At 71.7% G+C, this 26928-nt stretch carries 23 protein-coding genes and 4 pseudogenes; 14 read left to right on the top strand and 13 right to left on the bottom strand.

Annotation, left to right across the window (positions count from 1 at the left end):
• Positions 1–18: 18 nt before the first annotated feature.
• The 7 genes and pseudogenes from IHE55_RS00130 to IHE55_RS00105 all read left to right on the top strand — a co-directional run bounded on the left by IHE55_RS00130 (position 19) and on the right by IHE55_RS00105 (position 6759).
• Positions 19–1200, top strand: coding sequence for a hypothetical protein (locus IHE55_RS00130; protein WP_197987135.1), 1182 nt, complete (start codon positions 19–21; stop codon positions 1198–1200).
• 1 nt (position 1201) lies between these two features.
• A complete protein-coding gene (locus IHE55_RS00125) occupies positions 1202–1525 on the top strand; it encodes a citrate lyase acyl carrier protein (protein ID WP_197987134.1) in 324 nt (107 codons plus the stop codon).
• On the top strand, positions 1522–2226 hold the full coding sequence (locus tag IHE55_RS00120; RefSeq protein WP_197987133.1) for an HpcH/HpaI aldolase/citrate lyase family protein: 705 nt from the start codon (positions 1522–1524) through the stop codon (positions 2224–2226). Before IHE55_RS00125 ends, IHE55_RS00120 begins: the two co-directional genes overlap by 4 nt.
• Positions 2201–2623 (top strand): annotated as a pseudogene (locus tag IHE55_RS32910) (citrate lyase holo-[acyl-carrier protein] synthase); the annotation flags it as partial. The gene IHE55_RS00120 and the pseudogene IHE55_RS32910, both read left to right, overlap by 26 nt.
• A 14-nt stretch (positions 2624–2637) precedes the next feature.
• Positions 2638–4275: an SDR family oxidoreductase gene (locus tag IHE55_RS00115; RefSeq protein ID WP_307826409.1), complete on the top strand. Its 1638-nt coding sequence runs from the start codon at positions 2638–2640 to the stop codon at positions 4273–4275.
• Complete coding sequence (locus IHE55_RS00110) at positions 4269–5288, top strand: triphosphoribosyl-dephospho-CoA synthase (protein WP_232265731.1); 1020 nt, start codon at positions 4269–4271, stop codon at positions 5286–5288. The genes IHE55_RS00115 and IHE55_RS00110 overlap by 7 nt, the downstream gene beginning before the upstream one ends.
• Positions 5269–6759 (top strand): UbiD family decarboxylase, encoded by a 1491-nt coding sequence (locus IHE55_RS00105; protein WP_197987130.1) that lies wholly within the window; start codon positions 5269–5271, stop codon positions 6757–6759. Before IHE55_RS00110 ends, IHE55_RS00105 begins: the two co-directional genes overlap by 20 nt.
• Here IHE55_RS00105 and IHE55_RS00100 read toward each other — a convergent pair.
• Positions 6741–7637: a DMT family transporter gene (locus IHE55_RS00100; protein WP_197987129.1), complete on the bottom strand. Its 897-nt coding sequence runs from the start codon at positions 7635–7637 to the stop codon at positions 6741–6743. The genes IHE55_RS00105 and IHE55_RS00100 overlap by 19 nt on opposite strands.
• Positions 7638–8090: 453 nt before the next feature.
• Positions 8091–9005, bottom strand: a complete 915-nt coding sequence (locus tag IHE55_RS00095; RefSeq protein WP_197987128.1) for a 4-hydroxy-tetrahydrodipicolinate synthase family protein — start codon at positions 9003–9005, stop codon at positions 8091–8093.
• Between the two features lie 71 nt (positions 9006–9076).
• Here IHE55_RS00095 and IHE55_RS00090 point away from each other — a divergent pair, with 71 nt between their 5' ends.
• Both IHE55_RS00090 and IHE55_RS00085 read left to right on the top strand, forming a co-directional pair.
• On the top strand, positions 9077–9994 hold the full coding sequence (locus tag IHE55_RS00090) for a LysR family transcriptional regulator (protein ID WP_197987127.1): 918 nt from the start codon (positions 9077–9079) through the stop codon (positions 9992–9994).
• A gap of 878 nt (positions 9995–10872) precedes the next feature.
• A complete protein-coding gene (locus IHE55_RS00085; protein ID WP_197987126.1) occupies positions 10873–11403 on the top strand; it encodes a hypothetical protein in 531 nt (176 codons plus the stop codon).
• Between the two features lie 193 nt (positions 11404–11596).
• Here IHE55_RS00085 and IHE55_RS00080 read toward each other — a convergent pair whose 3' ends face one another.
• From IHE55_RS00080 to IHE55_RS00065, 4 genes are all read right to left on the bottom strand, one after another.
• Positions 11597–12520 (bottom strand): PhzF family phenazine biosynthesis isomerase, encoded by a 924-nt coding sequence (locus tag IHE55_RS00080; RefSeq protein ID WP_197987125.1) that lies wholly within the window; start codon positions 12518–12520, stop codon positions 11597–11599.
• 155 nt (positions 12521–12675) lie between these two features.
• Positions 12676–13044 (bottom strand): RidA family protein, encoded by a 369-nt coding sequence (locus IHE55_RS00075; protein ID WP_307826407.1) that lies wholly within the window; start codon positions 13042–13044, stop codon positions 12676–12678.
• A gap of 26 nt (positions 13045–13070) precedes the next feature.
• Positions 13071–14594, bottom strand: coding sequence for a leucyl aminopeptidase (locus IHE55_RS00070; protein ID WP_197987123.1), 1524 nt, complete (start codon positions 14592–14594; stop codon positions 13071–13073).
• Position 14595: 1 nt separating this feature from the next.
• Positions 14596–15627, bottom strand: coding sequence for a DMT family transporter (locus IHE55_RS00065; RefSeq protein ID WP_307826406.1), 1032 nt, complete (start codon positions 15625–15627; stop codon positions 14596–14598).
• Between the two features lie 99 nt (positions 15628–15726).
• On the opposite strand from IHE55_RS00065, the gene IHE55_RS00060 reads away from it, so the two are divergent.
• A complete protein-coding gene (locus tag IHE55_RS00060) occupies positions 15727–16662 on the top strand; it encodes a LysR family transcriptional regulator (protein ID WP_197987122.1) in 936 nt (311 codons plus the stop codon).
• Between the two features lie 690 nt (positions 16663–17352).
• Positions 17353–17740 (top strand): annotated as a pseudogene (locus IHE55_RS00055) (transposase family protein); the annotation flags it as partial.
• Positions 17741–18168: 428 nt separating this feature from the next.
• On the opposite strand, the gene IHE55_RS00050 reads toward IHE55_RS00055, so the two are convergent.
• Positions 18169–18612: an Rrf2 family transcriptional regulator gene (locus IHE55_RS00050; protein ID WP_197987121.1), complete on the bottom strand. Its 444-nt coding sequence runs from the start codon at positions 18610–18612 to the stop codon at positions 18169–18171.
• Positions 18613–18773: 161 nt separating this feature from the next.
• Between IHE55_RS00050 and IHE55_RS00045 the strand changes: the two genes are divergently transcribed.
• Positions 18774–19244: a nuclear transport factor 2 family protein gene (locus IHE55_RS00045; RefSeq protein ID WP_197987120.1), complete on the top strand. Its 471-nt coding sequence runs from the start codon at positions 18774–18776 to the stop codon at positions 19242–19244.
• Positions 19245–19651: 407 nt separating this feature from the next.
• Here IHE55_RS00045 and IHE55_RS00040 read toward each other — a convergent pair whose 3' ends face one another.
• From IHE55_RS00040 to IHE55_RS00025, 4 genes are all read right to left on the bottom strand, one after another.
• A complete protein-coding gene (locus tag IHE55_RS00040) occupies positions 19652–20038 on the bottom strand; it encodes a hypothetical protein (RefSeq protein ID WP_197987119.1) in 387 nt (128 codons plus the stop codon).
• A gap of 80 nt (positions 20039–20118) precedes the next feature.
• Positions 20119–20646, bottom strand: a complete 528-nt coding sequence (locus tag IHE55_RS30525) for a coiled-coil domain-containing protein (protein WP_232265388.1) — start codon at positions 20644–20646, stop codon at positions 20119–20121.
• Positions 20647–20773: 127 nt separating this feature from the next.
• The gene (locus tag IHE55_RS00030) at positions 20774–21382 is read right to left on the bottom strand and encodes a DJ-1/PfpI family protein (protein WP_197987118.1); all 609 of its coding nucleotides are present in this window, start codon (positions 21380–21382) and stop codon (positions 20774–20776) included.
• Entirely contained in the window at positions 21379–22380 is a 1002-nt protein-coding gene (locus tag IHE55_RS00025; protein ID WP_197987117.1) for a GlxA family transcriptional regulator, read from the bottom strand. Before IHE55_RS00025 ends, IHE55_RS00030 begins: the two co-directional genes overlap by 4 nt.
• A gap of 1343 nt (positions 22381–23723) precedes the next feature.
• On the opposite strand from IHE55_RS00025, the gene IHE55_RS00020 reads away from it, so the two are divergent.
• A complete protein-coding gene (locus IHE55_RS00020) occupies positions 23724–24686 on the top strand; it encodes a MerR family transcriptional regulator (protein ID WP_197987116.1) in 963 nt (320 codons plus the stop codon).
• Between the two features lie 597 nt (positions 24687–25283).
• On the opposite strand, the gene IHE55_RS00015 is transcribed toward IHE55_RS00020, so the two are convergent.
• Complete coding sequence (locus IHE55_RS00015; RefSeq protein WP_197987115.1) at positions 25284–25622, bottom strand: STAS domain-containing protein; 339 nt, start codon at positions 25620–25622, stop codon at positions 25284–25286.
• Positions 25623–25866: 244 nt separating this feature from the next.
• On the opposite strand from IHE55_RS00015, the pseudogene IHE55_RS00010 reads away from it, so the two are divergent.
• Positions 25867–26058: pseudogene (locus tag IHE55_RS00010) on the top strand (transposase); the annotation flags it as partial.
• Here the strand turns inward: IHE55_RS00010 and IHE55_RS00005 are convergent.
• Positions 26058–26791: pseudogene (locus IHE55_RS00005) on the bottom strand (IS481 family transposase); the annotation flags it as partial. The pseudogenes IHE55_RS00010 and IHE55_RS00005 overlap by 1 nt on opposite strands.
• Positions 26792–26928: the final 137 nt, after the last annotated feature.

Genomic DNA, 26928 nt, shown 5'->3' with positions numbered 1-26928 from the left:
GAAAACATCGTGCGTCAATTGGATGTAACGCTCGACCATGCCTTGGACGACTCGCTCGTCACGGAAGTGGCCTACTGGATCAACTTCGCCAGCCATCAGGTGGTGAAGTTCCACATCGACCCCGTGGGCCGGGCGGCCATACGCGTCTGGGTCACCGACGATGCCGACCCCGAAGAGATCAGCCGCAAGATCCGCACCACCGTCGAGTGGTCCGTCGCCGAACAGCAGGGCCACCACGCCGGGGACGACTCCCCCCGCCCGGTCCGCTTCGGCCCGCCCCGCGGACCCGCGGCCCTGACCCCGGACGACGCCGTCACCGCCGGCGCCCTCACCCCGCTCGGCATCGCCGACGTGGTCATCGGCGAACCGCTGGTGACGCTCATCCGCGGCCTCGACGAGGCCTTCCGCGAGCTCGCCGCAGGATTCGGCGCACGCGAGGCCGCGTACTCGACCCTGCTGCCCGCCCAGTACCTCGAACGCCTCCGGTACTTCGACGCCTTCCCGCAGAACGTCCTCTTCCCCGTCCACCTCGCCACCGACATCGACACCGCCCAGCGGTACGTCACCGAGACCCTGGACAACCAGGGGCAGCCGCCCCGCGACAACTTCGACGGCTTCGCCCCGCGTGATCAGGTCCTGGCACCCGCCGCCTGCTTCCACGTCTACCAGGCGCTGGAAGGCCGGCACCTGACCGAGGACACCGCGATCACCACCCTCGGGAGGTGCTACCGGTACGAGAGCCGCAACGCCGTACTCATCGAACGGCTGTGGGACTTCTCCATGCGGGAAGTCGTGTTCCTCGGCTCGCCGGACTACGTGCGGTCCTGCCGCGACGAGAGCCGGCGGCGCGTGCTGGAGCTTGCCGAGCGGTGGCAGCTGGGCGGCTCCGTCGTCCCCGGCCACGACCCGTTCTTCCTCCGCGGCGACCGGCCCGACGCGGTGGTCGACACCCAGCCCAAGTTCGAGCTGCGGCTGGACCTCCCCTACAAGGACGGCGACTTCGCCTGCGCCTCCTTCAACGTCCACGGCACCTTCTTCGGCAGCGCGGGCGAGATCGTCGGCCCCGGCGGTGAGACCGCGTGGACCGGCTGCACCGCTTTCGGACTGGAGCGATGGGCCTGGGCGATCATCGCCCAGCACGGCCTGGACCCCGAGGGCTGGCCCGCGGACCTGCGGCGCCGCCACAAGCAGGCGGCGTGAGATGACGGACTCCACCACCGCGCACGCCGTCACCGTCGGCACCCGCCAGTCCGGCGACGTCCTCGTGGTCCTGCGCCCACACCCCCGCCTCGTCCTGCGGGTGCACAGCCCCGTCGCCGACCTCGTCGGCGACCGGCTGCGCACCCTCGGACTTGAGGCGCTTCGAGCGGCCGGCATCACCGCCGCCGGCGTCGAGATCCACGACAACGCCGCCTCCGAGTGGATCGTCCGCGCCCGGCTGCGCACCGCGGTCCGCCGCTGGCACGCAGCCACCGCCGGTGAGGCGCAGGCCACCACCGCACCCGCACGGGAGGAGAAGCCGTGAGCGTCATCTCCCTCTACGTCTCGGCCGGACGCCCCGGATACGTCGAACACGCCCTGACCGTCACCGGAGTCGACGCCATCGTCCTCGATCTGGAGGACTCGGTGAAGGACGCCGACAAGGACGCCGCACGCGACGTGGCGGCCGAACTGCTGCGGTTCCACGACGGCCTGCCGCCCCGGCTCCTGGTCCGCGTCAACGCCCCCGGCGGCGACCACCTCGACGCCGACCTCGCCGCACTCGTCCCCCTGGGACTGCACAGGCTGCGGCTGCCCCAAGTACGCGACCCCGGGGAGCTGGAGCAGGTACTCGACCGGGTCGAAACCCTCGCGGAGGGGACCGGGAACGCACCGCCCCAGGTGGAGCTGATGATCGAGACGGTGGCCGCGCTCCGCGACCTGGAGAAGATCGTCGCGGGCCGGCGCGAGATCACCGCCCTCACCTTCGGCGGCGAGGACTACCTCAGGGACAGCCGGGCCGCCGGCGCCGAGGACGACCTCTGGGCGGCGAAACGCGCACTCGTGGAGAAGGCTGCCACGGTCGGCCTGCCCGCGTACGACACCGTCTACCCGAACCTGCACGACCGCGACGCCGTCTGGCAGGACGCCCACCGGGCGGCGAACCTGGGCTTCGCCGGCAAGAGCATCATCCACCCCGCCCAGTCACCGGTGACCCGCGATGCCTTCGCTGCCGCCCGGCGGTGAGCCGTGGCCCGCCCCGGAACCGGGGCCGGCCACCGTGGACACCCTCCTGGCGTGGCGGGACCTGCTCGACGCGAGCGCCCGGGCCCTGCACCGGCCCGGCTGCACCACGGTCACCGTCGCACCGCGCTCGCCGGCGGGAACCTTCCCACCCGTGGAGGCCCGGCGGCTGCACGACGGCGCGCTCGCCCGGCTGCGGCCCGCCCTGAGCGGCGAGGCCGCCCGCCGGACGTACACGACACCGACCGGCCCGGTCACCCTCCTGCTGATCACCGACGACGCGCGACGGGTGAAGCTGGACTGCCTGCGGATGGAGGAGCACGACGCGGTCGGTGAACTCACCGACGCCGACGTGGTGCTGCCCGCCCCGCTGTCCCGCACCGACCTGGGCCGGCCACCCCGCCCGTGCCTGGTGTGCGACGAACCGGCCAAACGCTGCGTCGTCTCGCGGCGGCACCCCGGGAGCTCGTCGTCCTGGCCGCCCGCCGCCTGTACGCCCGCGCCTTCACCGACCCGCCCGGCCCCCACCACCCACCGGTGCCCGCCGCCCGCACCCGACGCCGCCCCACCACCGCGACCCCTACAGGGCTGCGCATGGCCCAGACCCCGCCCTCCCCGGCCACGCCCGGCGGCGGCGCGGCCGCCGGCCTCCGGGAGGCCGTGGACCTCCTCCGCCGCGGCCAGGTGGTCGTCGCCCCGAGCGACACCCACTACACGATGATCGCCGACCCCGCCAACCCCGAAGCCACCGCCCGTATCTACGCAGCCAAGGAACGGGACGCCGACTTCCCCCTCACCGTCTTCCTCGACGCCCCGGAACTGCTGGACACCGTCGCCGTCGTGACCGACGAGGTCCGCGCACTGGCCAAAAAGCTCTGGCCCGGCTACCTCACCCTCATCCTCCCCAAGCGCGCGGAGGCGGTGGGCGCGCACGTGACCGCCGGCCTGCCCACCGTCGCCGTCGCCTGCCACCGCAACCCCGTCCTGCGCACGCTCCTCACGGGGCTCGGCGGGTACGCGGCCTGCACCTCGGCCAACCGCAGCGGACAAGGGGGCGACCTCATCACCCTGGAGGACGCCAGGAAACAGGTCGGCGACCGCGTCGCGGCCGTGCTCGACGGCGGCGAACCGGCCGACGCGGGTCTGGGCAACACCATCGTCGACCTCACCGGGGAACGCCCCGTCCTCGTCCGGCACGGCGAGGTGCCGCTGGCCGACATCGCCCCCCTGATCCCCGGCATCGAGGACCGGACCGCCCACTACAAGGAGGACCTCAAACGGCGGCAGCGGTCCACGGCGACCTGGCGACCCACGATGGAAGGCAGGACCGTCCTGGTGACCGGCGGCGCCCGGGGGAGGGGGTCCGAACTCGCCCGCGTCCTCGCGCTGGCCGGGGCCCGCGTCCACATCGCCGACCGTGACCCCGGGGGAGCCGCGCTCGCCGAGGAACTCACCGGTCAGGGACTGACCGCCCGCTTCCACATCCTGGACGTCACCGACGCACACGCCTGGGCGACCACCGTCCGGGAGGTGGCGGCCGACACGGGCCGGCTCGACGTGCTGATCAACAACGCCGGCTACTTCGAGGCCGAGAATCTGCGGGATCTGACCGAGGAGAGCTGGTCCCTGGCCCTGCGGGTCAACACCGGTGGCGCGTTCAACGGCATCCGGGCGGCCGCGGCCGTGATGGGCCCCGGTGGTTCCATCGTCAACATCTCCTCCGCGTTCGGTATCTCCGCCAGCGATCTGGTGGGCGTGGCCTACCAGACCAGCAAGGGCGCGTTGCTGCCGCTGACCCGGGCGGCGGCCGTACGCCTGGCCGGTGACGGGATCCGGGTCAACGCCGTGTGCCCCGGCCTGATCCGCACCCCGATGACCGAAGGTCTCTTCACGGACCCGCTCACCCGGGACCGCGTCCGAAGTGACGTACCGCTGGGCCGTGAGGTGAGCATCTGGGACATCGTGGACGCCGCCCTCTTCCTGGCCTCACCGGTCAGCGACTACATCACCGGCGTCGCCGTGCCCGTGGACGGAGGGCTGTGCGCATGCTGACCGGCGCCCGGCGGCCCCGCCCCGCCGAGCCGCAGCCACCACCGGGGCCCGGGACGGACCCGGCCGCGTGCTCCGCGGATCCCGCCGCGGACCCCGCGGACCCCGGGGCCGCGACGGCCGACCGGCTGGCCGCCGCGATGGTGTACGGCCTGACCGCCGAGGCGGTGACCTGGCCCAAGCCCGGCCTGGTCACCGCTGTGTCCCCGGGCTGTCACCGGGACATGGACGTCTACACCCTGCTGCGCAGCAGCGCCACGCTGCAGCCGCACTTCCGCACGGCCGTCGTCTTCGGGCTGCGACGCGGTGCGGCCGCCCCGGCCGCCCGCGACTTCGCCGAACTGCGGGATGCCGGGCGGCGGGCCGAGCACAGCATGCTCACCACCACCGGCGGCACCAACACCCACCGCGGAGCGCTCTTCCTGGGCATGCTGCTGTGCTGCGCCGCCGGCATCGAACACGCCGCCGGCCGCCCCCTGGAGGCGGAAGCGGTCTGCCGCACCGCCCAGGAGGTCGGCCGGGACGCGCTCCGCGCGGACCTCGCGGCCGCCGCGACCGGCCCGTCCAGTGTCGGACTGCGCGCCTACGCCGTCCACGGCCTGCCCGGCGTACGCGGCGAGGTCCTGCGAGGCTGGCCCAGCCTCCTGGGCCACGGCCTGCCGACCCTCCGCACCGCCCTCGGCGCCGGCCGCCCGCTCCGCGAGGCGATCGCCGACACGGTACTCGCCCTGATGACCGTCGTGGAGGACACCACCGTCCTCAACCGGGGGTTCGCCCTCGAACGGCTCGACACCACCAGACGTCAGGCGTCCGCCGCCCTCGCCGCCGGAGGCACCGCCACCCGGCGGGGGCGACGGCTCGTCGGCCGCATGGCCCGCCGTCTCGAACAACGACAGATCAGCCCCGGCGGCTCGGCCGACCTCGCCGCGATGGCGGTCGCCCTGCACACGTGGCAGACCCGGCCGGAGACCCCGGCACCACGGAAGGGAGACCGGCGTGCCCCGGCACCTGCGTAGCCAGCGCGAATACCTCACCGCACTGAGGGACATCGGCGACCTGCAGCCGATCGACGTGGAGGTCGACTGGAACCTCGAACTCGGCGCGATCACCCGACGCGCCTACGAACTCCCCGCCGCGGCACCCCTGTTCAACCGGATCCGGGGGATCGAACCCGGCTTCCGGGTCCTCGGCGCGCCGGCCGGGCTCAGCTCCCACCCCACCAGCCCGCTGGCCAGGGTCGCGCTCGCGCTCGGCCTGCCGATCGACACCGCCCCCGACGAACTCGTCACCGCCTGGTCGCACCTGCAGGAGTGCGAGCCCCTGCCACCCCGCCTGGTACCGACCGGGCCGTGCAAGCAGAACCGCATGACCGGCGACGACGTCGACCTGTTCCGGCTGCCCGCCCCCCTGCTGCACGCCGGCGACGGCGGCCGCTACCTCAACACCTACGGAACGGTCGTCACCACCTCCCCGGACGGCTCCTGGACCAACTGGGCCATCACCCGCATCATGCTGCGCGACCGCACCTCCATGACGGGCATCGTGGTGCCCGCCCAGCACGTCGGCCGCATGCACCGCATGTGGGCCGACACCGGCAGGGACATGCCGTTCGCCCTGGCGCTGGGCACCTCACCCGGCGTCGCCATGGTCGCCGGCTGCCCCGTCCGCGACGGGCTGGACGAAGCCGCGCTGCTGGGCGGATGGTTCGGCGAACCCCTGGACGTCGTACGGTGCGAGACGCACGACCTCAAGGTGCCGGCCGACTCCGAGATCGTGGTCGAGGGCTACCTGTCCTTCGAGGAGACCGCCCCCGAAGGCCCGATGGGCGAGTACAGCGGACTGCTCTGGCCGGAGGACAGCCGGCTGTGCCCCGTCTACCGGGTCACGGCCATCACCTACCGGGACGACCCCGTCCTGCCGGTCGTCGTCGCCGGCATGCCCGTGGAGGAGAACCACACCAACTGGGGCATCAACATCTCCGCCGCGGTCCTGCACGAACTGCGCACCGAAGGCCTGCCGGTACGCCGCGCGTTCATGCCGTTCGCGGCGGCCTGTCACTGGCTGGTCGTGACGGTCGACACCACCGCGGGCCCCGGCCGGTGGGGCAGCTGGCGGAAACTGGCCGAGGAGGTCGGCCAGGCCGTCTACCGCACCCGCCCCCGGCACATCATGCCCAAGGTCGTCGTCGTCGAGGACGACATCAACCCGGCGAACCTGGACGAGGTCGTGTGGGCCCTGGCCACCCGCGCCCACCCCCGCGAGACGATGTTCGTGCCGGACATGCCGACGCTGCCGCTGGTCGGCTATCTCAGCGACGAGGAGAGGCAGACCGCCCGCACGGACAAGGCGGTGTTCAACTGCCTGCCCCGGGACGACTGGTCCGCGACGGGCGCACCCGTGCGGGCGGACTTCGCGCAGTTCCCCGCCGAACTGCGCGACCGGGTGGTGCGCGACTGGCAGTCCTACGGCTACCCGCCGGCGGACTGACGGGCGAGCGTGTCACGCGCGGGGCGCCGTTCTCCCAGCACCACCCCCACCAGGACGGCGGCCCCGCCCACCGCCAGCGACCAGCCCACCGGCTCGTCCAGCAGCAGCACCCCCAGGCAGACGGCGACCAGCGGCAGCAGATAACTGACCAGCGAGGCGGCCACCGCACCCGCCTCGGCGATCAGCCGCAGATTGAGCAGGTAGGCCGCGCCGGTGCCCAGCGCCCCCAGCGCCAGCACGGCGGCCGTCGCGCCCACGTCGGCCTCCACGGGCCGCAGGAGCAGCGGCCCGGCCAGCAGGGACACGGCCGTCGCAGCCGTCAGCTGCCCCGCCGCGAGGGCCAGCGGACCGTGGCCGCTGTCGCCCAGCACCCGGCCGATGTACACGAAACCGACCCCGTAACACGCGGCCGCCACCAGACACGCGCCGGTGGCCACGACCGCCCCCGGACTGCCCCACGGGGCGAGCAGCACCACCACCCCGGCGAACCCGATGCCCACCCCGGCGAGCTGCCCGGCCCGCAGCTCCCGGCGCTGCCCGGCGGCGACCACCACGACCACCGTGAACAGCGGCGCCGCCGCGTTACAGGTCCCCGCCAGGGCGGAGTCCACGTACTGCCCGGCCCAGGCGAAGAGGAAGTACGGCACGTCGTTGGCGATGACCGCCGCCGCCGTCAACCGCACCCACGTCCGCCCGTCCCGGGGCAACCGCTCCCCCCGCACCGCCCCCACGGCCAGCAGAACCGCCGCACCGGTCGCCAGGCGCAGGGTGAGGATCTGAGCCGGCCCGAACTCCGGACCGGCGACCTTGATCAGCAGATAGTTGGACCCCCACAACAGGGCGAGCGCGGCGAGCCGTAACGAGCCGGTGAGGGACATGCCGCGCACGCTACCGGGGAGGCGGCCGGGACGTCACGGGAGAACCTCCGGACGGTGCGGCTCGTCACCGGGCGAGGCATCCGTCCGCCAGTTCGGGCAGAGCCTTGGTCGACCAGGCATTCGTCGACCTGGGCGAGGTCCGCGTCGTGGCCGGGACGGTCTTCCGGCGGGCGCGGTCCTCGGTATGGGCCGGCTGCTCGGCTGTGCGGTCCCGGCCTCCTCGCTGCGGTGGGTGCCGCGGCCGGTCTCCGGTTCGCCGTGCGGATCGGCGGGGTTGCCCGTGGGCCGCTCCTGCACCGGGTGCAGGAAGTGGAAGGAGCCTCCCGGTGACCAGCGGCTGGCTGGGGAGGAGGGGGGTCGGGGATGCGTGGACGCCCGGCGGGAGTTCTTCCGCGCGGGGGCCGGCCATGCGGCATCACCCGCCCCCGCCCTCGCCCTCGCCCCTGCTTGTGGTCAGGCCGGGGAGGCATGGCGCGCCCGGCTGTCGGCCCACAGTGCCGCCTGGCTCACCGAGCGGGTGGAGGCCGCCAGCAGCGGCAGCCGGACGGCCGGGCTGGGAATGCGTCCCTGGGCGTGCAGCACCCCTTTGATCACCGTCGGGTTCGGTTCGGCGAAGAGGGCTGCGGACAGCCTGGCCAGCTCGGCTCCGAGCCGGCGGGCCGGTGTGCCCGATCCCTGGCGCCACAACGAGATCAGCTCGGCGTAGTCGGCGGTGCGGACATTGGCCGACGCGACGATTGCGCCGTGGGCGCCCGCCGCGAGAAGCGGGGAGAGGACGACGTCGTCGCCGGCGAGGACGGCGAAGCCGGGCGGGGCGCAGCCGAGCAGTTCCATCGTGGTCGAGTCGATCGCGCCGGTGGCGTGCTTGACCCCGACAATCCCCGGGAGCCGGCCGAGTTCGGCGACAGTGCCGGCGCCGAGTGGTTGCGCGGTGCGGTAGGGGACGTCGTACACGATCAGCGGTATGCCGCCGTGCTCGGCCAGCGTGGTGAAGTGCGCCAGTGTCCCCGCCTCACCGGGCCGGATGTAGGGCGGCGCGGGGACCAGTGCCGCGGCTGCGTCGTCGCCGGCCGCCAGCTCGCGCAGCGACGCGACGGCGGAGGCGGTGTCGTTGGTGCCGACCCCGACGATGAGCGGGGCGCCGTGGGCCCGGCAGGCGTCCGCGCAGATGCGCACGACGGTCCGCTTCTCCGCCGAGGTCAGCGTGGCCGCTTCCGCGGTGGTGCCCAGGGCGACCAGCCCGGAGGCCCCGGCCGCCAGCGCCTCGTCGGCGAGTCGGGCCAGGGGCTCGGGAGCCAGCTGCAGGTCGTCGGTGAACGGGGTGACCAGGGGGACGTACAGGCCGGTGAAGAACGGATCGGGCGTCATGGCTCCACTCTGGCTGACCCCGACCCTGTAGATCTATTTCTGATTTCTGACGTCATGCCTAAGCTCGGCTTATGCTCGATGTACGTCGTCTCCATCTGCTCCGCGAGCTCGACCGGCGAGGCACGATCGCGGCCGTGGCCCAGGCACTGTCCTTCACGGCATCCGCCGTCTCCCAGCAACTGGGTGTGCTGGAACGCGAGGCAGGCGTTGCCCTGCTGGAACGCAGCGGCAGACGGGTGGTCCTCACACCGGCGGGCCGGTCCCTCGTCGCACACGCCGACGCGGTGCTGCAGCGCCTGGAGCTGGCGGTCGCCGAACTGGCCGGCGCCCGGGAAGGCGTCGGCGGCCCGCTGCGCATCGGGACGTTTCCCTCCGGCGGCCACACCATCGTGGCTGTCGCCCTGGCGGAGCTGGCCCGGCGACATCCCGCGCTGGAACCGATGGTGCAGGAGATCGACTCCGCGCGCGTCTCCGACGGTCTGCGAGCCGGTGAACTCGATGTCGCACTCGTCCACGACTACGACTTCGTTCCCGCATCCCCCGACGCCTCGGTGGACGAGGTGCCCCTCCTGGAAGAGCCGATGTACCTGGTCAGCGGTGACGCAACCGCTCCGACCGGTCGCGGCGGCACGCTGGCCGAGCTGCTCCGGCCCTGCGCCGAGATGCCGTGGATCACCGCACGGGAGGGGACGACCGGTCACGCGATGGCCGTGCGTGCCTGCCAGGCGGCCGGGTTCCAACCGAGGATCCGCCACCAGGTCAACGACTTCCGCACGGTGCTGGCCCTGGCTGCCACCGGCCAGGGAGCCGGGTTCGTGCCGGCGATGGCCACGGCACAGCGCCCCGAGGGCGTGGTGCTGACCCGGCTGCCGTTGTTCCGCCGGTCCAGGGTCGCCTTCCGCGCGGGCGGGGGCGCCCATCCGGCCGTCGCCGCGTTCGTGGAAGCGGCGAGAGCGGCAGTGGGACCCCCGGGGCCACAGCCGGCATGACCGGGCGGCGGAGTGGCCGCGGCCGGGTCCGGGCCGGATGCCCACCGCGCGGATACGCGCATGGGACGGATGAGCGGCTCGCCGACCTGGCGATAGCCGCTCCCGCCTGCCGCGGAAGGGCACCGGACCGTCCGCCCGGTGCCCGGACCTGCTGCGGCAGACCCTGCTCGATACCGAGCTGGAGGAGTTGCAGCGGTCGGGCCAAGACCTTCACCGACCCCCGCCTCTGCGAGGCCGTTGTCGACCATCTCATCTTCGGCGGCAACGTCCCCCGACGGCGGCGGGAGGGCGAGCCGTCGGCAGGACGGCCGGTGACCGCAACCGTCAGGCCGCCGCCGTCACCGGGTGCGGAGCTGCGCTCCGATGACCGGCCACAGCTCCATCCACCGAGCCGTCGACGGCCACTCCCGCCTGGCTGGCCGGATGCCGAAGGCTGCACCGGCGCTAGGAGTGAAAGAGGCCGAGCACTTCCTCGCCTTCGTCGGCATCGCCGCAGCGCTCGTCAGCTACCACCGCCTCACCAACCGAAACGACGTCCTGCCGCTCCTTGATTGGCCCGACGGCGGCCAACCTGGAGGCCCGCTGCGACGCCCCGGTCGGGTTGACCTGTACGGCCGGCCTCAGCGGAGGACCCGGCCGTTCCGCCCGTACCGAACGCCCTGGCAGGGCGGTGTACCGCAGTCGGCCCGCAGGTCAGCCGGGGCGCCGACGGCGGCTGGAAGACAGCGGGCCGCGCGGCACAGGTCTTGCCGGGGGGCCGTGCCCCTGACAGTCTTCCGGCGCGCGCCCTGCGGCGGCCGGGGCACGGGCCAGACCCCCGGTCGGCCCCCCACCCGCTGGCTCTGCCCGATGGACGAACCCACTCAGGAGTGCCCGCCATGCCGCGTACGACCTTCCGTGTACCTCGCACGCTGCTCACCGCTACGGCGACGGTCGCCCTCGCCCTCGCCGCGGCGACCGTCCCTGCCGCCGCCGCCCCGGCCGACGGAACCAGGACCATCGCGGAAGCCCCCGAAGCCGACACCGCAGGGGCCACCGGGGCCGCCCGGGCCACCTCGGGTTTCTGGGCCTGCTCCGTCCCGTCCGGATACACGTACACCTCGTCCCAGAGCTCTTACGCCTGCTCAGGCGGCAGCTACCGGACCACCGAGTTCTACGTCCAGCCGCCCGCCGACAACCTCTGGGCCTGCACCACCATGCCTGGTTACACCCACACCGCGGTCATGAGCAGCCACACGTGCTCGGCCGGCGGGAGCTACACGACCACCCAGTATCTGCTCCAAAAGCCCGTGACCGGCATGTGGGCCTGCTCCGTGCCGTCCGGGTTCACCTACACGGCCACCCAGCAGAGCCACACCTGCTCCAGTGGCAGCTACACCACCACCCAGTTCCTGCTGCGCGCCCTGTAGGCGCCATCGCCGGTGCCCCGCGACCAGTCACCCCGGCCGTCGTCCCTTCCCAGCAAGGGCCGATGGGGAAGCCACCCACACAACGGGACGCCCGTCGGCGCTGTGTCCGGTGGAGGAGTCCCAGGGGCGTCACGATCCGGCGCGCCCTTGCCCACGCCCCACCCTGTGGGGCACCGGCCCGGATCGGTGGCTTTCAGTGGCCGGTCCCGGTGGCCGCGTGGGGCGCCATCTCGGCCCGGAACGCGGTCACCGCGTCGCCGGTGATGGACACCGCGAGTGTGCCGCCGGGCCGTACCTCGACGTGTACCCGGACGTCGCCGGGCCGTCCCATCGCCATCCCCTGCCGGCCGGTGAAGACCAGCCGCCCGTCCGTCGCGGGCACGAGGCCGTGCCGCACCAGGTACGCGCCGAGCGGGCCGTGTCCGTTGCCGGTGACCGGGTCCTCGGTGATGCCGATCGCCGGTGCGAACATCCGGGACCAGGTGAGTGGACCGCTTCGGGTGGTGGACCGGGTGAAGACGAAGAAGCCGTTGCTGCCGACCTCATGGCTGAGTGAGGTCAACGCGAAGGGGTCGGGCCGCAGCGCGTCGAGGACGGCGCGGTCGCGCAACTCCACGAGCACCTTGGAATGGCCGGTCGACACGACCTGGACGGGGCCGTTCTCCGCCAGGTCACCGAGGCCGGCTCCCAGGGCCCGCAGGAGCCGGTCCACCTGAGCGCCGTTCAGCTCCGGCCCGAACTCCGCCGCCCCCTGGCGCATGCCGATCCTCACCCGGCCCCCGTCCCGGTGGATCTCCACGTCCTGGATCAGCCCGCGACCGGTCTTCTGCCGCAGCGAGCACGACGGCAGGCCGTACTCCACCGCCCGGGCGAAGTGCGCCCCCACGGTGGCGTGGCCGCAGGTGGGCACCTCGGTGGTCGGGGTGAAGAAGCGGACGCGCACGTCGTGGTCGGCGGCGTCGGCGGGGAGCACGAAGGCCGTCTCGGAGTTGTTGAGTTCCCGTGCGACAGCGAGCATCTCGGCTTCGGACATGCCGTCCGCGCCCAGTACCACGCCTGCGGGGTTTCCCGTGAACGGTGTCCGGGTGAAGGCATCGACCTGGTAGAGGACTCTCATCGCCGTGGGTCTCCTCCCTGCGGCCCTTGAACGGGGCGCCGGTACGGGGGTGGCACCCCGTGGGTGCGTCCCCGAGGCCGCTCCTGGGCCGGTCCGCGCGCCTGGTTGCGGGCCGGATCCTGCTGCTGCCGGGCACAGTCCCGGGCTGCGGGCGGTCATCGGACGCACCAGCCGACCGCTTCGGCGGACACGCGGTACCCGTGGTGCAGCCCCGCCACCTGGAGTACGGACCGGGCCGGGCGATGGGAGCCGAACACCTCACCGAAGACGGCGTCGACCGAGGTCCAGTCCGAGACGTCCGTGAGGTAGAGGGTGACCCTCGTCACCCAATCGGCCCGACTCCCTGCGGCCTCCACGATGGACATGACGTTGGCGAGAGCTTGACGCGTCTGCTCCGCGACCGGAGAGCCGGCAGTTACGGCCCCTCCGACCGGCAGTTGCGCCGACACCCAAAGGGTGCCGTCCGGGGTGACGGTGGCCTGCGCGTAGTGACCGAACGGGGCGGGGGCCGCAGGCGCCGTCACCCGGCGGAGGGCCGGAGCGGGGCGGCTCACCGGTGCGTCCCCGGCCGGTTGAGCACGCCGGCCGCGGCGTCCTCCGCCAGCCGCACCAGGGTGCGCACCGCCGAACCGGTGCCGCCCGTGGGGGTGTACCCGTAGGGTGCGCCTTCGTGGAACGCCGGCCCCGCGATGTCCAGATGGGCCCAGGGGACACCGCTCGGCACGAACTCCTTCAGAAAGAGACCGGCCACCAGACCGCCGCCCATCCGTTCACCGGTGTTGGCGATCTCGGCCACCGGGGAGTTCAGGCTCTCCCGCAGGTGCTCCGGGAGCGGCAGGGGCCACGCCTCCTCCCCGGCACGCCCGGCCGCGTCGAGGACCTGGTCGCGGAAGGCGGCGTCGTCGGACATGACGCCGAAAATGCGGTGGCCCAGGGCCATCTTCATCGCTGCGGTCAACGTGGCCACGTCGACGATGGCGTCCGGTTGCTCCTCGCCCGCGCGGACGAGGGCGTCGGCGAGCACCAGGCGTCCTTCGGCGTCGGTGTTGAGCACCTCGACGGTCGTGCCGCCGTACATCCGCAGCACGTCGCCCGGTCTGGTCGCCGAGCCGGACGGCATGTTCTCGGCAAGGGCGAGCCAGCCGGTGATGTTCACCCGCGGCCGGAGCCGGGCGGTGGCCACCACGGCGGCGAACACGGCAGCGGCACCGGACATGTCCCGCTTCATGATCTCGTTGAAGCCGACCGGCTTGAGCGAGATGCCGCCGGAGTCATAGGTGATGCCCTTGCCGACGAAGGCGAGGGTCGCCCGCGCCGCCGGGTGGGTGTAGGCGACCCTGACGAGGCGTGGCGGCCGCACCGAGCCCTGGCCGACGCCGAGGATGCCTCCGAAGGACTCCTTGGCGAGGGCCTGCTCGTCCAGCACCTCGACGTCGAGCCCGTACCGCTCGCCGGCCGCCCGCACGGTGTCGGCGAAGGTCTCCGGTGTCAGGTGGTTCGCGGGCATGTTGACCAGGTCCCGGGAGCGGTTCATCTCCTCACCGATCACGGTGCCGCGCCGGACACCGGACTCCACCTCGTCCCGGGTCTCCTCCGTCGCCGGGATCACCAGTTCGCCGACGGGGGCCTCGCGCCCGCCCGGGGCACGGTAGGTGGTGAAGGCGTAGGAGCCGAGGAGTCCGCCGAGCGCCACCGCCTCCGCCGCCTCGGCGGTGCCGGCCGGTAGAGCCAGCGCGGCCCGTCCGGTACCGGCCAGGGCGCGGGAGGCCACACCGGCGGCCCGGCGCAGCGCCTCCGTGGTGGGCGTACCGTCGTCGGCGGCCTCGCCCAGGCCGACCGTGAGCACCACCTCGGCGTTGAGGTCCGCCGGGGCCGGCAGCTTGAGCGTCTCCCCTTCGGCGCCGGTGAAACCGAGGGAGCCGAGCGTCGCGGCGAGCCCGCCGCCGAACGCCTCGCTCACGGCCTCCGCGCCGGCCCCCAGGGCCGGCCCCGAGGGGCCTGTGGCGACGCCGATCACGACACAATCCGCGGGCTGTGCCGCCGCGGTGGTGGTGGACACGGTAAGGGTGGTCACGTCACTGTCCTGTTCTCCGGAGGTTTTCCCCTCCGGGTTTCTCCGACGGATCTCCGGCCGTCTCTCCGGCGGTTCGGTGGAACGGGAACGTCGGCCGGCTCTGACTGCCCGTGACGGAAATGGGCGGCGTGCGGGCCGATGACGCCGTAGCCGGCGTCTTTTGACGCGTCATGCCGACGCCCAGGAGGACGATCACCATTCCCGCGGCGATCCGGAGGCTGAAGGGTTCGCCGAGTACGAGGGCGCCCAGTCCCACCGAAACCACGGGTAGCAGGTAGCCGACGGCCGCGGCGTTGGTCGCCCCTTCGTCGGCGATGATCCGGTAGGTGAGGTGGAAGGTGATCCCGGTGGCGAAGATCCCCAGGATCACCACCGCGATCAGGCCCGCCCGGTCCGGGTGGACCGGCGCCAGGCCACCGGCCGGCAGGCTCAGGGCGGTGAGGAAGGACGCGGCGACCAGCTGTGCCGCGGACAGGGACATGGTCGGGTGTCCGCCGCCGACGAGGTTGCGTCCCATGTAGGCGAAGCCGATCGCGTAGCTCGCCGCGGCGGCGACGATGGCGAGGGCGCCCCAGCTGATGATCCCGGCTCCCTGCCAGGGAGCGAAGATCAGCACCACTCCGCCGAACCCCAGCAGCAGGCCGCCCAGACGCACCGGGCGCACCCCGCGCTCCGTGCCGAGGGCGATACCGAGCAGCAGGGACCACAGCGGCGTCGTCGCGTTCAGTACCCCGGCCACGCCGGAGTCGACGGTCTGCTGGCCGACGCTGAACATCGCGAACGGCAGCGCGTTGCACCAGAAGGCCGCCACGAAGACGCGGCCCCACACGGCGCGCTCACGGGGGAGACGCCGCCCCGCCCTCAGACACAGCACCAGCAGCGTGGCGGTGCCGAGCAGACAGCGGGCCAGGGTGACCTGTACCGGGGAGAGGGCCTCCAGGGCCAGTTCGATCCACAGGAAGGTGGACCCCCACAGCAGGGCGAGCGCCCCTATCCGGGCCCACGCCCTCGTTCTGCCCGCGGCACCGCTCACGCTCGGACCTCCTCACCGGTCTTCCGTCGAGGGAACGATGCCGCGAGCCAACACATAAGCACAATCAAAAAATCCTGCACCATCGTTAAGCTGAGGTACATGCTTGATGTGAGACGGATGCAGATACTGCGGGCTGTGGTCACCAGCGGATCGGTCACCGCCGCCGCGGCGCACCTGGGCTACACGCCCTCCGCGGTGAGCCAGCAGGTGGCGGCGCTGGAGAAGGAGACCGGGATCGCGCTGCTGGAACGGGTGGGACGCGGCGTACGGCCGACGGCGGCGGGCCGGCTGCTCACCCAGCACACCGCGATCATCAGCCAGAACATCGCCGAGGCGGAAACCGCGCTGGCCGACCTGAAAGCCGGACGCACCGGCAGACTGGCCATCCGGTACGGCACCTCGGTCGGCCCCGCACTCGTCGCGCCCGCACTGGCCAGGCTCCGCCGCGAGCATCCAGGCGTCCAGATCGACCTCAAACTGATCGACCCCGAAGAGCCACTGGCCGAGGTCGAGCGCGGCGACGCGGACCTGGCGATCGTGGTTCGGCCTCGCGACGACAGCGGCCGGCAGGGCATCCACCTGATCCACCTGCTCGACGACGCATACCTCGCCGCGCTCCCCGCCGACCACCCGCTCGCCGCACAACGCCTACTGGACCTCTCCGACCTCGCCGGCGAGCCGTGGGTCGGCAGCGAACCGCCGGGGCCCTGTCTGGACGTCATGCTCAATGCGTGCGCCGCGGCAGGGTTCAGCCCCAATTTCGTGGCGAAGAGCGAGGACTACGCCACCGCACTCGGATTCGTCGCCGCCGGCCTCGGGGTCGCACTCATCCCTCGGCTCGGTGTCGCAGGGCGCCGCACCGGCGTCGCCCTGCGCAGGGTCCGGCGCCCGGAACCGGTCAGGACCATCCACGCGGCCATCCGCGAGGGCACCCTGTCCCAACCCGCTCTCCGCAACGTGCTCCACGCCCTGGAGGAAGCCGCGAAGCACCCCCACCCCGCCCCCGGGCCCCGCTCTCGCAAGCGCCGGCGATGAGGAGCTGCACCCGGCGACACCGCGAACCGGCCGAGCGGCCGCAGGGCGCCGAGGCCGGGGAGTGCGGCGTGGCCACCCGGACAAGGCCGATGATCGCCGGCGCGGACGTCAGGAACCCGGCGCCCAGGCCCAGGGTGCCCCCGATACCCGGTGGCGGGGCAAGAACCCGCTCATCACCGTGTACCGAGCGAGGCCGTGGGCCTTGACGCCCCCCACGCCTCCAAGCGCACATCCGCGGCGGCCTCGACGAGTGGGCGCCACTGTCCTGCACCGCACGACCCGGCAGGCCGGCCGTCGGCCGCACCCCCTTGACGCCGCGCCCGGTCGCGGGGAGACCGGGCGGACCGGATGCTCGACATCGTGCTGGTCGAACCGGAGCGGGTCACCGAGATCTGGGCGGGCACGGCGCTGGAGCGCGGAGTAGGGAGGCACCCGGTGCGTTTCCCCCGGCCCCGGCTGGACATCGCGGTGGAAGAACGTCCCGTCCTTCGGAGCAGACACCGAGCCTGCCGAGCTACTGCACGGACGCCCTGGCGGACGTGCTTCACGGTGTCGCAGGGCTCTACGGTCGCATCCCCGTCCAGCGGTTCTCTTTTGATCTTGAGTCAGACGAAGTGAGGTGGGTTCTCCGCCGCAGAGGCTCAGACGTTCACATCGCGATCTACCATTTTCCCGACATGTCCGCGATGGCTGCACGAAGCTGTGCTGCACCGCCTGGACGACGCCGGACTGCTGGATGTCTCCCGCTTCGTCCTCGACACCGCCCAGGGCGAACACACAGGTCCGAGCCCCGTGGACTGGGGCAAGCCGGGTTCCAAGATGCACGTCCTGTCGGACGCGAACGGTCTGCCCGTCCTTGTCGGAGTCTCTGCAAGCAACGTCCACGATGCGAAGGTCTTGAAGCCGATGGTGGGGGTCACCAAACGAGACATCGAGCGGACGATGTCCTGGCTGTCCGGCTACCGCCGCAACAGCCCTCGCTACGAACGCGATCGAGCGCGATCCCCGAAACTACGTGGGTTTCCTCGGCCTTGCCGCCGCCCTCTGCTACAAGCGCCTCGTCCGCCTCACCACGTAGGACACGGTCTTACTCACCCCGGCGTACGGCGAAGCGCTTCGCCGTCAGGGGCTCAACCGTGACGCCTGGGTGCAGCTGGCCGCCGCCCGCGGCCGCTTCGAGGAACTCGGGGCCCGTTCGTGAGAGGCCCGGGCCGCTGCGGAGCTCCGCGCCACCGGCATCTGGGCTTGTCGAGGTGCCCGTGCACCGTGAAGCGGGGCACGCCGAATCTGTCGGGGATCTGCTGGAAGGTCTTCTCCCGCTCGTCGTCGTAGAGCCGCTGGACGAACACGGCCTGGTCCGCGGTGAGCTCGGCCTGCGCCTGCCGTCTGTTGCGGCGGCGGATCCATCGCGTTCGGTGCGGGATTCCATCTCCATGCTCACGTCATTCCGCCTCGGTGGCAGAATTCATGCCAAACCCTACGGTTCGCACGGGGTCGCCCAGCTGATCAGAGAGGCTGGCGAGGTGCGGCGAGTACGTCCCTGAGTACCTTCTCGAGCGTGACGCGGGCCAGTTCGTGTCTCAGGGTCTTCTCGATGTCCTGGTAAATGCCCCGCATCGCCGGCTGGATGCCGTGACCCACCACGCATCCCTGATCCGGGGTGGCGCGGTGCATCGCGAACAGCGGGCCGGGTTCCACTGCCTCGTACACGTCGAGCAGGGTCATCGACCCCAGCTCGCGCGCCAGCGACCAGCCTGCGCCCGCGCCCCGCCGGGACTCCACGAGGCCGGCCCTGCGCAGCTCGCCGAGCAGCCGCCTGATCACCACGGGGTTGGTGTTCGCGCTGGCTGCGATCCCCTCGGAGGTGGCAACCTCGTGGCCCTGGCGCTGGTAAAGACCGATCCAGGCCAGCGCATGGGCGGCAATTGTCAGCCGGCTGTTGGCGCTCATGATCCCTCCTCCGGTCGCAACGCTCCATGTTACGACAGTGCAGTCGTAACGGTGAAAGTTGCAACAAGCTGTCGTAACGATTATCGTTACGACAGTCGGGAAGGGTCAATCGAAGACAAGCGCGGATCGTGAGCGTGTTGCGAACTCAAAGGAGAACAGGAATGGAAAGCAACGAAAAGACCATTCGCGAGGCTTACCGGCTCGCGGAAGGGAACGTTCTCGACGGTGACGGTTTTCTGGCCTTGTTCACCGAGGACGGGTCGTTCAACGACATGTCGACCTCGCAGAGTTTCCGCGGAGAGCAGATTCCTCAGGTGATCGCGGGCCTCGCCCGCTCGTTCCCCGATGTACACCGTGAGCTGCTCGAGGTACATGCGTTCGGTGATGTCGTCGCCGTCGAGTTGCGAATCCAGGGCACGCATCTCGGAGGGTTTCCGACTCCGGTCGGCGAGATCCCACCGACCGGGAACCGGATCGACGTGCCGGCAGCGGACCTCTGGTACCTCCGTGACGGGAAGATCGAAAGGTTTAATTGCTACAACTCGATGAGCGTGTGGCTTGATCAAATCGGGGTCCACCCCGACTTCAAGTCCGCAGTCGAAGCCATCAAGACAGCAGCCACGACGGCGTAACTCTGCCGGTCATCGCCGAATATGCGACGAGGCACCTGCGGCGAGGCAGCACTCCTCCCACACCGCCAAACGGGTGACCCTGAGGGAGACGCCCAACCTTCGACCTCAACAACGGACATGCAGAAGGGAGTGTTCGTGCTTGCCGAGACCAGCCACTAGGCGGCGCGGTCGGTCAGCTCTTCAGAGGGCAGAACTTGGGCGAGGGTCGGTTGTAGCGCTCCGGCCAGTGCCGTGAGTCCCTCCTGGGGATTCCTGCTGCTGGCCCGCGCCGACGGCGGCTGGCGGCGCGACGGCCTCGGCGGGGCGTACGCGGACGAGATCCCCGCCGACGCGTCGGTCACCGCGCTCGCCCCGCTGGCCGCCGCCACAGACCCGCACGAGTTCCGTCGCGGTGAAGGTAGGGGCGATCAGTCGATCGTCCAGCCGTGTTCCTTGTGGGCAGCGTCGACTTCTTTCTCGCCAAGCCAGGCGAGACCCAACTGCTGGCCCCGCAGCCGAAAGTTCCCCGCCGCCCAGTCGGCAAGCTCCTCGTCGAGCTCGTCAGCGGAGATGACCCCGTCGTCGAAGTCGGGCAACTGTGGTGCGGTGCCGACACGAGAAAGCGCCCACTCGGGAAGTTCTCGCGGGTTGCCCCACCGTCTTCGCCAGAAGGGCCCTTCTTTCCACCACCAGGTCGTGACTCGTATCACGAGCACGCCGATCTGTTCGTCTCCGTTCATGAGACGTGCGGCAGCTCGGCGGTATGGGTCGAGCCGGGCATCGGTCGGTGGCTTCGGCCACTTGCCTCTGAACACACCCTCATTTTGACTGTCGCGCTCCACATCAGGTCGTCCTGGAGGCGAAGCGCCTGCTCAACGCCGACTCGCTGTTCACCTCAGCCAGGTGCCTGGGGTGGCGGTCGGCCCCACCTACGACACCGGAGCGCGGTGAATGCTGGGCTGCTGCGACAGGCCGACCCGGGACCAGATGCGCGCACACCTGGACCAGGCACTGGCCGGGCACCACTTCGACGCCATGCGTGACCGTTGCCTTGACCTGCACTGGTCCACATCGGTCCGGGCGTGGGCACGCGTCGCCGACCTGCCCGGGCCATCACCGGCCCGGCGGCCTGCCGCACGACGGCGAGATTGCGCTGGTAGTCCGGCGGGAGCGTGGTTTCCTCCATGTCCGGCGTTCGGTGCGGGATCAGCATCACTGCTCGTCCGCCCACTTGCCCGGACACCGACGCGGCCGAGGCGCTTTCGCCGGCAAGCTGTTCGCTCACCCCCTCAAGAACCCGCTCCGCGACGGCGAGCGCGTCGCGCTCGGCCCGCACCTCCGCCAACTGCTTGGCCAGCCGTTCTTCGAGTTCGTCCAGTTCCGCGCGCCACGCGGTGATCTGTTCCAGCAGCTTGGCATCCATGCACCGGATCGTAGAAGTCCGCCCGGCCACCATCGAGCAGGAACCGGCGAGTCAACCGCTGACGGACGATCTATGCCGCGGGCTGTTTGATTTGGCCGACGGCGCCGAGTGCGGCTGCCAGGGCCGATCAGCCGACGATGGGCTCGTCGGCGAGGTAGGGCGGCGCAGGCTCGTATTGAATGTACCGGCGTACCGCGCGGGCGTGCTCACGCCCATGCAACCGGCCCACCAGCCACAGGGCGCTGTCAATCCCGGCGGATACCCCCTGGCTGGTGATCAGGTTCCGGTCCACGACATAGCGGGCGTCACGGACGACGGTGACGTCACCGCGCGCCTCGAGTGCGTCCTCGTAGCTCCAATGGGTGGCGACGCGCCGCCCGCGCGCGGGCCCGGCGGCGTGCAGGAGCACAGCGCCGGTGCACACGCTGCTGACCCAGGAGACCTGTCCCGCGGTCCTGCCGATCCAGCCGGTGACGACCGGGTTGTGCGGCTCTGTCTCGCGAGCCCCGCGTCCACCGGGGATCAGCAGCACATCGAGAGGCGGGTGGTCACCGAATGTGTGGTCGGGCAGGACGCGCATGCCCTTGCTACAGCGCAGGGGCCCGGACTTTTCGGCGATCAGGACGGCGGTGTCCACACCGTCGCGCAGCATCGAGGACACGGTGAATACCTCCCAGGGGCCGACGAAGTCCAGCTCCTCGGCATCGTCGAAGATCAGCAGCCCGTAGGTGGTCATGAATGCTCCTGTTCCTGCTGCAGTTCCGCATGGGCGGTGGTGGTGGACCGGAACCGCGCCCGGTAATCGGAGGGCGCGATGCCCAGGTGACGGTAAAAGGTGCGGCGCAGCGTCTCGGCGGTGCCGAACCCGCAGTGCCGCGCGATGGCCTCGACCGGGTCGCCGCCCTCGGCGAGTGCACGCTGGGCGGCCTCGACACGTACTCGCTCCACATACGAGGCGGGCGGCATGCCCAGTTCGGCGGTGAACCGGCGCTGCAGATGACGTGGGCTCAGCCGCGCGCTCCGCGCCAGGTCGGCGATTCCGTGCCGGGCGCCGGGATCGGCGTGTATGGCCGACACCGCGGCACGGATCGGGTCGGTCGCGGGCTCTTTCGACCACAGCGCCACGCTGAACTGGGACTGGCCGCCGGGCCTGCGCAGGAACATGACCATCTCTCGGGCGACGGCATGGGCGACGTCCCGGCCCAGATCGTCCTCGACAAGCGCAAGGGCGAGATCCATTCCGGCGGTGACACCGGCAGACGTCCACACATGCCCGTCCCGGATGAAAATGGGCTCGCAGTCGACCTCAACGCCCGGATACTCCCTCGTAAGTTGCTGCTCGCGGGCCCAGTGGGTGGTGACCCTGCGCCCGTCGAGGAGTCCGGCGGCAGCGAGCAGGAACACCCCGCTGCACACCGAGGTGACGCGGCGGGCACTCGCCCCGACGTCTCGGATCCACCCGGTCAGCCCCGCATCGAGGCGCGCGTGGTCGGCTCCCCCGCCACCCGCCACAACCAGAGTGTCGACACCCTCGGGATCCACCTCGTCCATCCCGTACCCGGCGTGGACCGGAAGCCCACTCGCCGCCGACACCGGCCCGGAACGAGGCGCCACCACCAGGCGACGATAGCCGCCAGCCAGCTGCCCGGCATGCTGGAACACCTCGTGCGGGCCGACGAGGTCGAGAGGCTGAAACCCCTCGTAGATCACGAAAACAATGCTGCGCTCCTTCACACCTCCACCCTCGGCGATCCGGCGTAATGGCGTCTACGACATGCACCCCACAGATCGCGCCACAAAGAGCTGCTCAAGATCAACGGCACGCAGCAGCGATCGTCACAGGAAATCTCAGACCCTTCGACCGGCCGCGTCGGATCACTGCCGTCTCTTGACGCACCTCCACTCCCACCGCTGGCAGACAGACGCCAGACTGCTGCCCACGACCAGCACGAGCGCCCTGAAAATCCGTCACGCCCGCCCTCTGGGCAGCGAACTCAAGTTGACGGAGGCCCCGTGATGCGCACTCGCGCGGCAGCGGTGCGCGCCCAGGCTGTCCCGGGTGTGCTCTCCGCGACGGACCGGCGCGCCGGGGGTTGATACGCCGCCTGCCGGGCTCTGCGATGGTGCGCGGTGCGGCGCGCGCCGCGCACCATCGCACCGCACCGCACAGAAAATGCGCATCGCACCCCGAACCGCGGTGCGCACCGCACCGGTGCGGTCGAAGGCAGCAGCGCGGATGACTTCGCCGGTCGCCGCGCCCGCCCCCTCGGGGCGTGGTGCATCCGGCAGGCGCCGGTGGTCCGTGGTTGTCGTCACGGACAAACCGCCTGTGCAAGGGGTGGTCAAGGGGCAAAGCGGGCGCTGTCTGGTGAGGGTGAACAGACGTTGGTCAAGGGGTGGCTGTTCACGGTGGTCCCAGCCGCGTACCGCTCCCAGGGTATGTGGCCGGCCTGTCACTGCCCCGGCCTGTTGCGGCCGGAGAAGCCCGAGGACGCGATGACCACCGCTCCCGTTCCGCAGTCCCCGCCAACCACGGCGACGTCGTCGGATGCTGTCGCGGCAGCGAGCCCTGTAGCAGGCCCTGCGGCGGGCCCCGCTCCCAGCCCCGCAGCCTCAACCCGCAGTCCGGCCGTTGCTGCTGCTCACCTCCCTTGTCCGCCCGCTCCGGCCGGCTGCAACTCCTCTTCCGCTGGCATCGGTATGCCTGGCACGTTTCCCCGGCGGCCCGGCCCACCGGGGGAACTGCGCATCGACCGAACACCCGGACCGGCGCGGCGTCGATCGCGGGCCGGGCGCCTGCGGTGCTCCCGGTCAGCCAAGGGCATTCCTTGCGGTCGGGCCGCTCGGTGCTGCGGGCCGCGAAGCCGTTGCGGTGTGCCGCCGGGGCCGCTGTCGCCCGGCTCTCCCGCAGCCCCCGGGAAACCGAGCCGGAATCGATGTGGTCGCCAACCGGCTCCGCAGTGCCGTGAGCCGTCCCGGAGCACGGTCGTGCGGCAACCGGTGCAGCGCCCGGCCGTCGGGACTTGACCCGTCCCCCCAGGTCCGGGTTTAGCGTTCCGGGTAACGAGGAGGTGCTCATGCGTGCAGGTGAGGCGGCCGCGGCTGCCGGCGTAACGATCAAGGCGCTGCGCTACTACGAGGACTGCGGTCTGCTCAGTCCTGGCCGCACGGCCAACGGATACCGCGACTACACCCCGCAGGACGTCCGGCTGGCGGAGGAGATCCGCAGCCTCGGAGCCCTCGGCCTGTCGCCCAGGGATACCGGGCCGTTTCTCGCGTGCCTGCGCGCGGGCCACGAGCAGGGCGATCACTGTGCGGAGTCGCTGGCCGCCTACCAGCGGAAGATCGAGGCGCTCGACCTCCTCGTCGCCCGGTTGACCCACACCAGGGAACGGCTGGCCCGCCGCCGGGACGCGGCGGCCCGGCACGGCTTCCCCTCCACCACGTCATCGAAGGAGACCGACAAGATGCTGCCCCAGGCCGACCCGCTGCCCGCCGATCTGCCCGTCCCGTCCGACGACGGCGCCGCCGACCATCTTCCGGGCCGGACGCTTCCGGCCCTGGCATTCACCGGTACGGACGGCACCGACATACGCCTCGACGCCGTCTCGCCCAATCGCTGGGTGCTGTTCCTCTACCCCCTCACCGGAGACCCGGCCGCCGACATCCCGCAGGGCTGGAACGAGATCCCCGGAGCGCGCGGGTGCAGCCAGGAGGCGTGCGGCTTCCGGGACAACCTCGACGCGCTGAGGGCGGCGGGCGCCGACCGGGTACTCGCTCTGTCCTCGGACCGGGCCGACTACCAGCAGGCACTCGTGGACCGCCTGCACCTGCCCTACCCGATGCTGTCCGACCCCCGGCTCACGCTCGCGGACCACCTGGGACTCCCGACGTTCGAGGCCGACGGGCAAAGGCTCTACCGGCGTCTGACCCTGGTGTTGCGCGGCGCCACGATCGAGCACGTCTTCTACCCCGTGTTCCCGCCGGACACCCATGCCGAGGAGGTGACCCGGTGGCTGCGCAATCATCGCGAAGCATGACGGACCACCACCGGCTGCCGGGCTGCCGCCGAGCGGGGCATCCACGGTCCTTCCCGGGCCGGCGGCGCACCAGGATGTCGGGGCGCGAAGGGCCGACGGCCCCGGCACGGCGGTGACCGGGAACCGGGACCGGCGCGGTGGGGGGAGGGCCCGCAGCCGGCCGCCGGGGCCGGCCGAGACCCGGCGGCGGCCCGGGCGCGCAGCCGACGGATAGCGCAGCCGGGTTTTCCGGCCGCCCGCGGAGCTCGGCCCGTTCCGGACCGCTCACCGACAGCAGCTGATCAGATGAGCACGGGACGGCTCGTGGGAAGCGATCCTCTCCGCTGTCTTAGCAGCAGCGCCGACGACGGCATCGACCGGACGGTGCCAATGGACTCCCGCAGTCGTCCGGGCTCACCAGTACACCGCCGGAGCACGCAGAACCGCCGCACTGTCCGCACTGCCGCCCTCGGCCGCACGTCGCGGGTGGGGGCGCATACGGCCGGCGCCATACCCCCGGCGCGGCACCGAACCGCCGAGGCGGATCCACAGTCCTCAGGGGAGGCGACGGGGACGGCACACATGAAGCGTATGACCCTTGAGCCCGCACGGGTTGGGTCAGCATGACTCCTTGGAGTCAGCTACGCATGTGGTTCCGACCGCGAACAGTTCATAGGTGGCTGTCAGCTCCAGCAGGCGTGCGGGCTGGGACTGCAGGCCGGTGACGGCGAGCAGGCCGCCTTCGGCATTCAGGCGCCTGCGCAGCAGCATCAACAGATTCAGCCCGCTGGAGTCCATGAACGGCACGTCGGTCAAGTCGATGTGCAGTGGTCTGCCACCCGTGGGGACGGACGTGGCCTGTGCCAACTGGGAGCAGGTGTGCAGGTCGATCTCTCCGCTGACGGTGATCACGGTGCGGTCGGGGTGCTGCTGGGTAATCACGGTGAAGTCGGACATTGGTTCGCCCCTCGCATCCGGGGGTCGAGCCCATCACACCCCCGGGCAGGGGCGTCAAGCACGCGACGTGGGGCCGCGCACAGCCGAGCGAAACAACCCGTACCGCGCCCCGGTCACCGAACCGGTGACCTTCGAGGGCGGCGCGGGGCCTCTCACCAGACCAGGCTGGTAGTCCTTTGAGCGTCGCACAGAGCGCCCGGTGTTGGCCAGCCTGCTCCCTGAGGCCTGCCTGTTAATCGATCTTGTGGTGGGTCGAGGTGAGTTGACGGGACGCGGCGTGGGACCGGATGGAGCCCTTGTTGCCGCAGGTGGATGGGCGTGGCCGTCCGTGGCGTGTGATCACCGGCAGGTGGTCGATGGTGTGCTGTGGCGGCTGCGGACCGGGGCTGCATGGCGCGACCTGCCCGAGCGGTGCGGGCCGTGGCAAATCGCCTGGGTGTGTTGTTCGGGCAGGTTGGTGACGCGGCTGGCGGGTGTGTGGCTGCCGATGCCGGTGTGGGGTCGGCGGTACTTGTACCAGTCCAGCCAGTGGGGAAACGCGGCCTGGCGTTCGTGGTCTGTGGTGTAGGGCCGCTGGTAGGCCCACTCCTGGAGCAGGGTGCGTGAAAGCGTTCGACTCTTCCGTTCGTCTGCGGTCGCCAGGGCCTGGTCCAGCCGGGCTGATGCCCAGGTCGTGGCAGGTCTGGCGCCAGGTGTTCTTGGTGGAGGCCCAGGCGTTGTCGGTCAGGACCCGTTCGATCGTGATGTCGCGTGCGGCGAACCAGGCCGTGGCCCGGGTGAGGAAGGCGGCGCAGGTGGTGGCCTTCTCGTCGGGGGGTCCTCGGTGTGGGCGAGGCGGGTGTGGTTGTCGAGGGCGGTGTGCAGGTGGGCGTATCCGGCGCCGTTGCGGCGGTCCTTGTTCGGGCTGCCGGCCGCCCGGCCGAGGGTCTTGTGGCCGCCGCCGTCGGGGATGCGGACGAGTTTCTCGACGTCGATGTGGACCAGCTCCCCGGGCCGGGGAGGCTCGTAGCGGCGCACGGGCTCGCCGGTGGCCCGGTCGGTGGCCGGCCAGTGCGGGCAGGCCGTGCCGGAGGAGGATGCGGTGCGCGGTGGGGGCGGCGATGCCGCAACGGGCGGCGATGCCGCACCGGACCGATCCGGTGTTCGCGCCGGAGCCGCAGGACCTGCTGAAGGGCCTGGCCCTGGCCGAGACCCTCACCGAGGCTGGCGAGCGCATCGATGCTGGAGAGACGGGCAGCGGTCCGGCCGCGGCTCGGGCACGAGCTCGACGGAGGCACCTGGCGAGAGATGGGGCGGCACACGGGCG

Origin of the sequence: Streptomyces pactum (assembly GCF_016031615.1) — a bacterium.
Classification (GTDB): domain Bacteria; phylum Actinomycetota; class Actinomycetes; order Streptomycetales; family Streptomycetaceae; genus Streptomyces; species Streptomyces pactus.
The sequence above is the reverse complement of the archived record's forward strand: the minus strand, read 5'-3'. Positions and strand labels throughout refer to the sequence as shown.